11 protein-coding genes are annotated in these 12,326 nt (G+C 65.4%); 4 read left to right on the top strand and 7 right to left on the bottom strand.

The genetic code is table 11. The features are described 5' to 3' along the window. Positions 1-124 precede the first annotated feature (124 nt). On the bottom strand, positions 125-2,272 hold the full coding sequence (locus tag HD883_RS22665; protein WP_179589228.1) for a sensor domain-containing protein: 2,148 nt from the start codon (positions 2,270-2,272) through the stop codon (positions 125-127). Between the two features lie 592 nt (positions 2,273-2,864). Here HD883_RS22665 and HD883_RS22670 point away from each other — a divergent pair. Beyond that, positions 2,865-3,746, top strand: a complete 882-nt coding sequence (locus tag HD883_RS22670) for a hypothetical protein (RefSeq protein ID WP_179589229.1) — start codon at positions 2,865-2,867, stop codon at positions 3,744-3,746. Between the two features lie 192 nt (positions 3,747-3,938). Here HD883_RS22670 and HD883_RS22675 read toward each other — a convergent pair whose 3' ends face one another. Further along, positions 3,939-4,646, bottom strand: coding sequence for a glutathione S-transferase family protein (locus tag HD883_RS22675; RefSeq protein WP_179589230.1), 708 nt, complete (start codon positions 4,644-4,646; stop codon positions 3,939-3,941). A gap of 138 nt (positions 4,647-4,784) precedes the next feature. Beyond that, positions 4,785-5,777 (bottom strand): Bug family tripartite tricarboxylate transporter substrate binding protein, encoded by a 993-nt coding sequence (locus tag HD883_RS22680; RefSeq protein ID WP_179589231.1) that lies wholly within the window; start codon positions 5,775-5,777, stop codon positions 4,785-4,787. Positions 5,778-6,088: 311 nt separating this feature from the next. On the opposite strand from HD883_RS22680, the gene HD883_RS22685 reads away from it, so the two are divergent. Continuing rightward, a complete protein-coding gene (locus HD883_RS22685; RefSeq protein ID WP_179589232.1) occupies positions 6,089-7,063 on the top strand; it encodes a helix-turn-helix domain-containing protein in 975 nt (324 codons plus the stop codon). Here HD883_RS22685 and HD883_RS22690 read toward each other — a convergent pair. Genes HD883_RS22690 through HD883_RS22705 form a run of 4 tightly spaced genes read right to left on the bottom strand, consistent with a single transcriptional unit; the run spans position 6,981 to position 10,081 of the window. Beyond that, a complete protein-coding gene (locus HD883_RS22690) occupies positions 6,981-7,802 on the bottom strand; it encodes an alpha/beta fold hydrolase (protein WP_179589233.1) in 822 nt (273 codons plus the stop codon). The genes HD883_RS22685 and HD883_RS22690 overlap by 83 nt on opposite strands. Next, positions 7,799-8,626: a 2,3-dihydroxyphenylpropionate 1,2-dioxygenase gene (locus HD883_RS22695; RefSeq protein WP_179589234.1), complete on the bottom strand. Its 828-nt coding sequence runs from the start codon at positions 8,624-8,626 to the stop codon at positions 7,799-7,801. The genes HD883_RS22690 and HD883_RS22695 overlap by 4 nt, the downstream gene beginning before the upstream one ends. After that, on the bottom strand, positions 8,619-8,924 hold the full coding sequence (locus tag HD883_RS22700) for a subunit of meta cleavage enzyme (RefSeq protein WP_179589235.1): 306 nt from the start codon (positions 8,922-8,924) through the stop codon (positions 8,619-8,621). The genes HD883_RS22695 and HD883_RS22700 overlap by 8 nt, the downstream gene beginning before the upstream one ends. Beyond that, positions 8,921-10,081, bottom strand: coding sequence for an alpha/beta hydrolase family protein (locus HD883_RS22705; RefSeq protein WP_218863567.1), 1,161 nt, complete (start codon positions 10,079-10,081; stop codon positions 8,921-8,923). The genes HD883_RS22700 and HD883_RS22705 overlap by 4 nt, the downstream gene beginning before the upstream one ends. Before the next feature lie 214 nt (positions 10,082-10,295). On the opposite strand from HD883_RS22705, the gene HD883_RS22710 reads away from it, so the two are divergent. Beyond that, a complete protein-coding gene (locus tag HD883_RS22710; protein ID WP_179589236.1) occupies positions 10,296-11,417 on the top strand; it encodes an FAD-dependent oxidoreductase in 1,122 nt (373 codons plus the stop codon). A 21-nt stretch (positions 11,418-11,438) separates the two neighbouring features. Continuing rightward, positions 11,439-12,308, top strand: coding sequence for a YihY/virulence factor BrkB family protein (locus HD883_RS22715; RefSeq protein WP_179589237.1), 870 nt, complete (start codon positions 11,439-11,441; stop codon positions 12,306-12,308). The last annotated feature ends 18 nt before the right edge of the window (positions 12,309-12,326 follow it).

A 12,326-nucleotide genomic window follows, 5' to 3' on the forward strand; every position in this document is an offset into this window, starting at 1 on the left:
AGCGCCGCCCCTGGGGGAGGCGCGAAGCGCCGAGGGGGGGCCACATCCCCAGGGCACAGCGGATCTGGCTTTGCCAGTCCGCCAGTGCCGCCCCTGGGGGAGGCGCAAAGCGCCGAGGGGGGTCCTATATCGGCGCGGGTTTGTGCAACGCGAAGCCCTGTGCGTAATCAATATTCAAAGACTTCAGCAGCGGAATCAACGCTTCCGACTCCACCGATTCCGCAATCGTCCGCATATTCATCGTTTGCGCCACCTTGATCACCGCTTCGACGATGATCGCGCTGGCGGGTTGATCCAGTATCGCCTTCACGAATTCGCCGTCGATCTTCACATAATGCACAGGCAAGTGCCGCAAATACGTGAACGACGCCATGCCACTCCCGAAGTCGTCCAGTGCAAACTGGAAGCCCATCGCGATCAGCCGGCGCATGGCGTCGGCCGTGCGCTTCACGTTCGATAGCGCCGCGGTCTCCGTCACTTCAAAACAGATGCGGCTGGATCGGACCAGCGGATACGCTTCCAACGACGCTTCGACAAACGCCAGAAAGCCCGGCGCGCTCAGCGTGATGCCCGACAGGTTGATGAAGTAGCAGGGTGTCTCGCCAGGCTGCGTGGACTGCGCCTGGATGTGCGCGAAGGTCTTGCGGACAATGTGGCGATCCAGTTCCTCGATCAGGCCGAACCGTTCCGCGGCAGGAATGAATGCGCCTGGCAACACCACCGTCCCGTCCAGATCCTGGATACGGGCCAGCACTTCGCAGAACACCTCCTGGTGATCCGCACCCGCGTGGAAGGGCACGATCCGCTGCGCATACAGCAGCACGCGGTCTTCCCGCATCGCGTCTTTCAGGCGCGTCACGCTGTCCATGTCCTGCTGTTGCTGCCGGATCTCTTCATCGCTGGGCAGGCTGACCTGCACCCGGTTCCGGCCCTTTTCCTTGGCCAGGAAGCAGGCGGCGTCGGCTTGCGCCAGGGCGGACTCGAACGACAGACCCTCGGGGTCGCCCGCAAAGGCCACGCCGACGCTGACCGTGACGCCGTAGCGCCGGTCCTGCCACATGAAGTCGATGTTCTCGATCGCGGCGCACAGGCGGTTCGCCCATTCCAGCGCATCGTCAGGTCCACAATCGGGCCGGACCAGCACGAATTCATCGCCGCCGAATCGGGCAAGCAGATCGTCGCTCGCGCAGGTTGACGTCAGCAGATTGGCCACCTGGATCAACAGACCGTTCCCGGCCGCATGCCCCCGGCGGTCATTGATGATCTTGAAGTGGTCGATGTCCATGTACAGCAGCGCATGGGGGCCGGGGCCGGCAATGTGCTCGGTCCGCGCCGTGAACTCACGCCGGTTGATCAGACCGGTCAGCGCGTCGTGGGCGGCCTGATAGGCGATTTCCTGGCCCAGCTCATAGGCTTCGGTCACGTCATTGCCCTGCAGGAAGATGCCGCTGACAGCACGGTTGGCGTCAAAGATGGGCTGGTAGATCAGGTCGATGAAACGCTGTTCAAGCTCGCTGCCCGCTTCGCGCTGCAGTTTGATCGGCATGGCGCGGCCCACAAAGGGCGTGCCCGTGGCGTATACGCTGTCCAGCTTGGCCAGGAAGCCCTGTTCGATGACTTCCGGCATGACCTTGGAAAACGGGTGCCCGATGATGGTCCGGTGACCGGCCAGCTGATAGTAGGCGTCGTTGGCCAGCTCGAAGACATGGTTCGGGCCTTGCAGCACGCAGATGAAGCCGGGCGCCTGCTTGAACAATTGCTGCAGGCGCTGGATTTCGCTTTGAAGAATGTTCTGGATATTCCGGGTCCAGCGCTGTGTGGTCGCCTGCTGGCCGGCCATCAGGGCAACATCCAGCGAGCCCGGATCCTGATGATCCTGCTGGACCAGTTCGGTCACGTCCGCGGCGCAATGCAGAATCCCGCGCAGCACGTCGTCGCTGTCGAACAAAGGCGTGTTCGACACCGTCCAGTAGCGGTCTTCGTGCGTGCCCTGCGCGGCGACGGAATACTGGATCTGCGAGATGTGATGCGGCCTGCGGCTGTCCATGACCCGCTGGTACGAATCGCGCATGATCTCGGACTGCTGATCGTCCGATCCCGGAAAAATGTCGAAGATCGGCCGGCCAAGCATGACGGCGCGATCCTTTTGCACGGCGTTTTCATACGCACTGTTGCAGGCCAGCACCGTCAGGTTGCAATCGAGCAGCAGCGCCGGGCAGGGCGCCTCCTCGAACGCAATCTTGAAACCTTCCTGAGTGATCGCCGTAAGCAATGTGTCCCCTCCTGTCTGGCAGCGAATAGTGGTTGCAACCGCCAAACGCGTTGCATTGGTACAGGCAGGAGTTTAGGTGTTGCCGGCGTTTTGCGATGTGGACAGGGCACGACGGCCTTTCTGGCGTCCTGGGGGCCGAAAGCGCGAATGCCCCCGACAGGCCAGTGAAATGGGCCTCGCGGCGCGCCGCCGGTTTGACCTTGTCAGTGACGCGCACTTACACTCTCGCCATGATCGGCCTTCCCAGACACGCCTGCATTGCCCGCGCTGCCTCGTCATCGAGTCTGCTGCGGATGGCGGTGCGCGCCGATATCCCCGTCTATTCTGCACGCATCCGGGTCCGTTACGCGGGCGCAGTTTCCTGAGCCCGGCGATACCTCCCCCCCTTTTCTGATTTGCGCATTGTTTTCATCGCCGGGCCAAACGCTCAGCGCGACTGACGCCGCTCGTTTCGTTCGAGCGCGTTGTTCATGGAAACACCGATGTCGTCACCTTTTTCGTACGGGCCTGCGCCACGTCCGCAGGCTGCGTTCGCCAGCCCAGTCTTACCCGTCTTCCTGATGCGTCCTGCGCCGTTGCAGAAGGACGCGTCATGACCGACCTTGCGCTTGCGGACATCACACGCAACTTCATCAAGACCAAGGCACCGTGCGCTGCCGGCTACCGGTGGTTCCTTCGGCGGCAGGAATTCGGCAGCAGCTACCAGGCCTTGCTGGATGACCTAGTCCGGGACGGCCGGGTGGACGACGCGTGCTGGCTGCTGGATCAGCTCGGTCCGACCAGCGATGTGCTGCAGCTGGCCGGAATGGATGCCGAGGCCCTGGTGTTTGCGGGCCAGGTGGAGTGCACCGGCAGCGTCGACGTCGGTTCCGTGCTGCGGACCGGGCGCGGCCTGACGGCACGCGGCGGTGTCTTTGTCGGTGACCGCCTGCAGGTGGGGGACAGCCTGCTGGTCGATGGCGCCGTCCAGTGCGGCGGCGCGATCCAGGCAGGCGCGGACGTACGCGTCGAATGGGGCCTGGACGCGGCGGGCGCCGTTGTCTGCGAAGGCAATGTGCGGGCCGGGTGGGGATTCACGTCCGGCGCCGAGGCCCGGGTCGGCGGCGAAGCGCTGATCGGCCAGGACATGCAGGTGGCTGGTGATCTTGTCTGCGGGCAAGGGGTCAAGGTGGGGGGCGACCTGCTCGCGCAAGGGCAGGTCCACGTCAGCCGGGGCATTCACGCCGGTGGGTCGGTCAGCGCAACGCGGCACGTGCGTGTCGGCTGGGGCATCCGCGCCGGCGGCGACATTCTGTCTGGCGGCGCGATCCGCGCGGGGGAAAGCCTGCTGGCCACAGGCGTGATCGAGGCGGGCGAAGGCTACGGCGTGTTTGCGGGCGTGGATGTCTGCATGGAAACCTGGGAAGACAGCGCCCGCGTCACGGCTCGGAGCAGGCCCGCGCGCCTGCTGAGCGGCTGGTGGCATGCGCCATGAACGGGTGATCTGTTGCTACGTGAGTTTGCGTAAGCCTCTTCCGCTTACACCGCGTGCAAAGGCAGTGCTTGTCTCGGAACCGTTAGTCGACGTGTTCCCGGGATTTGCGGCCTGTCCACAGGCCGTCCGCTATGTGGTCGGCCTCAGGGGGGCCCGACACCGACCACGGCGGCCACGGTGGCCAGGCTTGCGTCAGCCCGCCGCCGGCGGAAAGTTTGACGGGAACAGCGACCGGCGCGTTTCTTCGTCATTCACCTTCTTGAACTCGATGTCCTTGCCGACCGCACGCGCGCGTGTCGCGGCTTCGCGGGCGTTGACGGTGTCGAACAGGCGCTTGATGTTCGGGTAGGCCGACAGAGGATCGTCGACGCCCTTGAACACGCGCGGCGCACGGTCCACCCAGCCCCAGGCCGACATGTCGGCAATGGTGTATTCATTGCCGACGATGTACTCACGGCCTTCCAGGTGGTCGTTCAGGACCTGGTAGTGGCGCTCGGTCTCGCGGCGATAGCGATTGGTGGCGTACGGGCTTTCGTTTTCGGCGGCGTACTGGAAGTGCACGGCCTGGCCGGAAAACGGGCCCAATCCCGACGAGATGAAAAACAGCCACGACAGCAGTTCCGGCTTGTCGGCCGGCGAACCCAGGAAGCGGCCCGTCTTTTCCGCCAGGTACAACAGGATGGCGCTGGAATCGAACACCCGCGTGTCCGAACCGGCCGGGCCTTCCGTGTCCACAATCGCTGGCACCTTGCCGTTCGGGTTGATGGCGCGGAATTCAGGCGCGTGCTGCTGGCCCTTGCTGGTGTCGACCGGAACAACCTCGTACGGCAGGCCGGCTTCTTCCAGAAAGAGGGCGACTTTGGCGGGATTGGGCGTAGGGTGGAAGTAGAAACGGATCACGGGGCGTCCTTGGTGGCTGGGCGGTAGCGGGGGGAAGACAGTCAGACCGCTAACGTAGGCGACTAAGGGGTGGGAGCACTACAGGGTTTACGCGAGGTACCCTGGCAGATCTCGACACTACGCCAGTGCCGCCCCCCCTCAATCCAGCCGGATCCCCGTCTCCTTCACCACCCGGCTCCACTTCGCCAGTTCCACCTTCTGGAACGCGGCGAACTCCGCCGTGTCGGCGCGGGACGTCTCGAAGCCCATCGCGGCCATCTTTTCCTTGATGTCGGGCAGGGCCGACGCGGCAATCACGTCCGCCGAAATCTTCTTGACGACGTCGGCGGGAGTCGATGCCGGCACCCACAGCGCGACCCAGGTCGAATCCTGAAAGCCGGGGTAGCCGGCCTCGGCCAGGGTCGGCACGTCGGGCAGCATGGCCGACCGGGCAGCGCTGGTCACGGCCAGGGCCTTAACCTTGCCGGTCTTGATCAGCTGCAGGGTGGCGGGCATGGCCAGGCTGGCCATTTCCACCTGGTTGCCGGCCACGGCGGACGCGGCCGGGGGCGCGCCGCTGAAGGGCACGTGCGTGACCGGCACGCGCGCAATGTGTTTGAACAGGTATTCGGCTGTCAATTGCGGGGTGGTGCCCAGGCCGGGGGACCCATAATTCACGCGGCCGGTACGGGCCTGCTCGACGGCTTCTTTGAGCGTGGTCGCCGGGAAAGCGGAACTGGCGATGATGACGTTGGGGGCGGTCGCGACCATGACGACCGGGATGAAGTCACGTTCGGCGTCATAGCCGGGCTTGGTCATCACGGCGGGCGTCAACGCAAACGCGCTGGAACTGAGCAGCACGGTATAGCCATCGGGCGCGGCCTTGGCCACGGTAGCGATCGACAGCAGGCTGCCGGCGCCAGGGCGGTTTTCGACGATGACCGGCTGGCCCCATTTTTCGCTCAGCTTCTGGCCAATGATGCGGCCCATCACATCTTGCGGGCTGCCGACCGAGGCGGTCACGAACTTGACGGGTTTGGCAGGCCACGCGTGCGTGTCGGCCAGGGCCATCGACACGGGCGCTGCGATCGTCGTCGCGACAAGGGCTTTGACGACAACGGTGTGGGCGGCAAGCCGGAAAGTGTTCAACATGGGGCGGTCTCCTTGCCCGTTCGATAAGGCGGGGCATGCACGCCGTGGCGTGTCGATGGTTGTTGGTCTGAACGAATCATAGAGATCGGTGCATCGGGGGACTTGCCTGCCCATGCCACCGGTATTGTCTGCCCGCGCACCGGGTGGCGTCGGCGCCCCGCACCGTGCCCCATCAAGGGTTTGTCCTAGCCGCCCAGGCTGCGCCCGCACGCGCTTTTTCCCGTAGATTCTCGACAGGTCAGCGATCACTATGCATCGGATAGCCGTTGCTGCCCGCCCAGCCATCACGCCAAAAGAAGTGCGGAGACACCATGTTTTCCTATCGATCGTTCACGCGCGAAGACGCTGCGTCGGCCCCGCAGCGGCCCGATTTTTCGTCGCAACTCGATTCGCTGTTCTCGGTCGCGCTGGCCTTGCGGCCGTCGGGAACGCAGCCGCTGCGCACTGAAATGACGGCGTATCGCGGGCGGTCGCTGCACTTCGCGCAACTGGTCTTTTCACCGCATACGACAACGTCCGCCGGCGGCAAACGCACGGACCGCCTGCTGCTCAGCCTGCAGAAGGAAGGCGAGGTGGAAGTCACGCAGGACGGGCGTCGCAGCGTGGTGCAGCCGGGGGAATTCTTTGTACTGGCGCCCGGACGCCGCTTCCAGATCACCACCGGCACGATGCGCGCGCATTCGATCTACATCCCGATGGATCGCATGCGCACGCTGATGCCGAATGTGGAAGACGTGACGGCGCTGGCGGTGTCGGGCGATACGGGAATCGGTGCGGTCTTTCGCGCGGCGCTGGACGAGATCTTCCAGCTTGCGCCGCACCTGAAAGAAAGCGAGGCCGACCAATTCGCTGACGCCGTCCCGCATCTGCTGACCGCCGCGCTGTCGTCGTTGCGGGCCGATCACGACGTGGCGCCAGCGCACATCAAGCAATTGCACTGCGACCGCATCCGCCGCTTCGTGCTGGAAAACCTGAGCGATTCGGACCTGTCCGCCAGCCGGGTGGCTGAAGCCGTGGGCGTGTCGGAACGCTACGTGTACAAGCTTTTTGCGGACGGCGACCTGGCGCTGATGAAATGGATCTGGCGCGAGCGACTGGAACGGTGCCGCAGCGAACTGGCCGATGCCGGACGGCAGGACCGCCGCATCGGCGAAATCGCCTATGGCTGGGGCTTCAACGACCTGGCGCACTTCAGCCGGTCGTTCAAGGAACGGTACGGCTGTTCGCCCCGCGACTTTCGCAAGCAGGCGCTCGATCACACAGAAAAGCCAGCACGGCTTCGGTAAAGGCGTGCGGCGTTTCGATGGCGGCCAGGTGTGGCGCGCCGTCGAGCACGTGCAGGGCGCTGCCGGGCACGCACGCAGCAAGTGCCTTGGCGGCGTCAACCGGCGTGGCGGCGTCCGCCGATCCTGCAATGCACAGCGTGGGCACACGAACCTGCGACAGCGCCTCGACATGATCCAGCTGCTGGATCGCGCGGATCGACGCGCGATAGGCGTCAGGCGGCGTCTGCGTGATCATGTCCGACACCCACGCCATCACCTGCGGTGACGCTTCCTGGAACGCGGGTGTGAACCATCGCGCCAGCGTGGCATCGACCTGGCCCGGCATGCCCGTGACCTCGGCCGCTGCCCAACGTTCATCCCACAGTGTGCTGACGATCGGGGTCGTGCGCGCTCCGCAGTGCGCAAGGACCAGCGCCCGGACACGCGGCGAATGATCGATGGCCATGCGCTGCGCAATCATGCCGCCGAAGGACACGCCGACAATCATCGCGCTCCGGATATCGAGCGCATCGAGCGTAGCCACCACGGTATCGGCATACCCGGCCAGGCCGTCTGTCCGACCGTCCAGGCCGGCCGACGCGCCATACCCCGGCAGGTCGATCGCGTGCACACGAAAGCGCCGGCTCAGTATCGGCACCTGCATGGCCCACATGGCGGACGATGTGGCGATGGCATGGAGCAGCACCACGTCGGGTGCGCCGACAGGCCCCGTGCTGTGAACCGCAAGCCGCTGCGTCATTGGCCGATATCCCATGCACCAATGCCGATGCCCGTGTACCAGTTGCCGACTGCCTTGTAGTACTGCGTGGCGAACTGCGCACCGCGCGCCGCGCCATGCGCGAGCAGCCAGGTCCGGATTTCTTCGGCGCCATTGCCGGCTTCGTGCACGTGATCGGTCGCGTAGCGGACCAGGGCATCGTCATCGCCCGAGGCCAGCAGGTCAAGAAAGCGGCGGTCGAAATCTTCGTTGACGAGGCCCATGCGCGGCGTGGCGATGTCATGGCTGAGACCCCCGGTGGCAAGCACCGCAATACGTGCGTTGCCCGGATACCTGGCGATCGCCTCACCCAGAAACCGGCCCCACTGCAGGCAGCGCCGCATCGACGGGAAGGGCGGTTGCACGCAGTTGATCATGATCGGCACCACGTGAACTTCAGACGTGATGCCGGCCAGTTCCAGCGGCGTCAGCACGCCGTGGTCCAGCGTCAGGTCCATGGAAAATGCCGGGTCGAAATCGGCGGCCAGGGCTTCCTGCAACAGGTAGGCGCCCAGCGCAGTGTCGCCAGGCAGCACGCTTTTCGGCGCCTTCAGCCAGTGTTCGATCGGCGTTGCATACTGCGGGGCGGCGCCGATGCAGAAGGCCGGAAAGTTATCCAGAAAGAAGTTGTGCAGATGGTCGTCCGAGATCACCACGACCACATCCGGACGGCAGCCGCGCAGCGCGGCGCCCAGCGACTGGAAGGCATCGAACACGGCTGCGCGTTCCTGGTCGGGAATGGCGTCCGGAAAATTCAGCATGACGGGCGTGTGGCTCGCCGCAAAAACCCCGACCAGCTCAGCCATGATCGGGCTCCTTGGCAACGGCGCGCAACGAGCGCAGGAAATCGGCTTCGGGCATGCGCAGGCCCAGGCAATGGGCGCGCAGCAGATAGGGGTTGGCGCCGGCCAGATACAGGTCGCCGATCTCGTTGTCGCGGATCGCGGCCTTGAGCGTGTCGGGCAGCGGAATGTCTTTCAGGTACGCGTCCGCGCTCTTCAGATAGCGCGCCAGATCGTCGGGCTGATGGTGCACGTCGTACAGCACGCGGTCGATCCAGTAGGCATCGGGGGTGGGCATGCCATGTTGCCAATTGCCGCTCATGCTGCCTCCTGCCCGGATGCGCGGTCGTTGAGACGCGCAACGATCCATTCGACGATGGTGGGCAGCGTGCGCGGCGTGTGGCCCATGTGCCCGCCGGGAAACAGGCGCACGCTTTTCGGGCTGCCGTGCTCGGTCAGCAGATGCACGTCGGCAATCGGACACTGCTTGTCGAACTTGCCGTTGACCAGCAGCAGCGGCGCGCACGGTTGGTCGAGCAGGCCCTGATCCAGCAAGGACAGCCGTTCAAAAAAAGCCAGGTAATCCGCATCGGTGTCGGCGCCGAGCATACGTTTGCGGGTCTCAACCAATTCCATCAGGTAGCTGTCGGGGTAGCGGGATGCCTCGATCCAGTCCGCCTGGAACATGAAGTGCGCGCCGCCGCCCCAGTTCACCGCGCCGGCCAGGCGGGCCGGGTACAGGTGCGCCAGCTTGGTCGCCCAGTAGCCGCCAAACGAGCGCCCCAGGCAGGCCGGATGCGCGCCGTCCAGATCGTCTTGCGCCGCGGCCCAGTCCAGCACCGGCAGGAACTGCCGTTCGGCATCAACCACGCCCTTTACCGGCGATTCCCCGGTGCCGGCGTTGTCCATGGCAATGGTTGCCACGCCAGCGGCCAGGAACGCATCGCAGGCTTCCGTCATCTGTTCCTTCCAGGCGTCGACGCCGCCCCACATCACAACGACGGGCGGGCGCTTGATGCCGGGCGGGCGACGGTACAGAAACACCACCTCGGACCCTTCACCGGCGCGGCCCGCAAACGGCACCGACACGCGTTGCACCGGGGCATCCCAGAAGGCGCCCGCCGCCACATAGGCATCGCGTTCGCGTTCGGCATTGCGCAGCTTGTCGGGGTGGTTGGGGCAGGGGAAGCGGCCCAGGAAATACAGGCCATGGGCTTTCATGTACAGCGATTCGGCATCCGCGGCATCTTGTGCTGCGGCGGCGTCGGCCTGCGCGCGGACCTCGTCGCCGGCCCCGCCCCATACCCGCGCCCACGATGCGCCATCCAGGCCATCCAGGGATGCGATCAGCGCCTGGCCTTCCACGGGGTCGATCAGATTCATCGGATGCTGGCGCGCGGCCAGCTTGTCGTTGAGCCACACCTTGGCTTCGGCCAGGGTGCGGGGGCGGCCGGTGGGCAGGCTGGATGCAGAAGTCAAAGGGGTCTCCTCAAGGTGCGTACGATCGTCGCCGCGTCCAGCGAATTTGACCGCGGCGCAGCCCCGCGGCCTTGGCTGCGCGTGCACGGTCTCTTGACTGGGAGCGCCACGCCATGCCGGCCGCCGCAGTCAACGCGCGGTGCGGGCTGGGTCAAGTGCGCGCAGGGCATCTGCCCTAAGCTCGTCGCCGACAGTGCTGCATACGGAGACAGGCATGGCAGGCGTGAACAAGGTATTGGTGGTGGGGGGCGGAATCGCAGGCATGTCGGCGGCAATCTCGCTGCGCAAGGTCGGGGTCGAGGTGGACCTGATCGACGCCGATCCGCAGTGGCGGGTCTACGGCGCGGGCATCACCATCACCGGCCCCACCTTGCGCGCCTTCCAGCACCTGGGGGTGCTCGACGACGTGCTCGACGTCGGCGCGACAGCCGATGGATTGAAGGTGTGTTCGGTCAGCGGCCAGATGCTGTCCGAGATCGTCACGCCCCGCCTGGGGCCCGGCATCCCCGGCGCAGGCGGCATCCTTCGCCCGGCCTTGCACCGCATCCTGTCATCGCGCACACAGGACAGTGGCGTGTCCGTCCGATTGGGTGTGTCCGTCAACCATCTGCTTGACGGTGTCAACGATATTGCCGTGCGATTCACCGACGGCAGTTCCGATCGCTACGATGCCGTGATCGGCGCCGACGGCGTCTTTTCCACGGTGCGCGCGCAGGTCTTTCCCGACGCACCCAAGCCCGCCTTCACGGGCCAGGCCTGCTGGCGGCTGATGATGCCGCGCCTGCCCTCGGTCGACAAACGCCATTTCTTTCTGGGCGGCTCGGTCAAGATCGGCCTGAATCCGGTGTCGCCGACCGAGATGTACATGTTCCTGCTGCAAGGCATGACCGAGCGCCAGCGCTTCCCGGACGACATGCTGCACGTCGAGCTGGCGCGCCTCATGGCCGGTTACGGCGGCATCCTGGCCGACGTTCGCGACCAGCTGTCGCCCGACTCGCGCATCGTCTACCGGCCGCTCGAAGCCGTGTTGCTGAAAGACCCCTGGTATCGCGGACGCACCCTGCTGATCGGCGACGCCGCGCACGCCACCACGCCGCAGCTGGCGTCGGGCGCGGGCCTGGCGGTCGAAGACGGCCTGGTCATCGCCGAAGAACTGGGACGCGGCCCGACGGTGCAGGCAGCGTTTGAACGTTTCATGCACCGGCGATATGAACGCTGCCGCATGGTGGTCGAAAATTCCTTGCGGCTGGGCGCGCTGGAAGTCGAAGGCGCCAGTGTCGATGCGCAGCGCGGCCTGCTGGAAGAGTCGCTGGAAACGTTGGCTGAGGCGATCTGACGAGGGCGAGGTGATCGGCGCATGCTACGGTGGAGCCCCGGCCCACCCCACATCGCCCCGCACGCCATCGTGAAACACCTTGCCTCTGTCCTCGGCTTCTGCCGGAAGATCAATCAGCACGACTTGTTCAACGGCGCCGCCGTGCTTGGGTTCTACCTGACCCTGGCGATCTTCCCGGCCATCATCCTGATCATGGCCTTGCTGCCCTACCTGCCCGTGCACAACGTGGACCGGGCCATCATGGACCTGCTGGGCCAGGCCCTGCCGCCTGAATCCGCCACCATGTTCCAGGACGTGGTCAAGGACGTGACCGAGCAGCCCCGGGGCGGCCTGCTGTCGTTCGGGATCGGCGCCAGCCTGTGGGCCACGTCCACCGGCATGTACGCCATCATGCAGCAGCTCAACACCATCTACGGCGTGCCTGAAGGGCGGGGCGTGTTCCGCGGCCGGTGGGTCGCGATCTGCCTGAGCCTGCTGTTCGTCGTGCTGGTGATCCTGGCGTTTTCGCTGGTGGTGCTGGGCGGGCTGCTGCAGGAATGGCTGGGTGACCAGCTCGGCATGTCGGGCCTGTGGATGGTGATCTTCGGGACGTTGCGCTGGGTCATCATCCTGTCGGGCCTGATCCTAGGCTTTGCGCTGATCTACTACCTGGCCCCCAACCGCAAGCAGCAATTCGTGCTGATCACGTCCGGCAATCTGGCCGCCGCCGGCCTGCTGGTGGTCTCGTCGCTGCTGTTCGCCCGCTATGTGCAGACCTTCTGGGACTACAGCGCCACGTACGGCAGCATCGGCGCGGTGATTGTGCTGATGCTGTGGTTGTACATGGCGGGGTTTTCGATGCTGATCGGGGCGGAACTGAATGCGTGGCGGCACGCGGGGACGTCGGCCTGACCGTCCCGGCGCCCTCCA

It is taken from the genome of Pigmentiphaga litoralis, from assembly GCF_013408655.1.
Classification (GTDB): domain Bacteria; phylum Pseudomonadota; class Gammaproteobacteria; order Burkholderiales; family Burkholderiaceae_B; genus Pigmentiphaga; species Pigmentiphaga litoralis_A.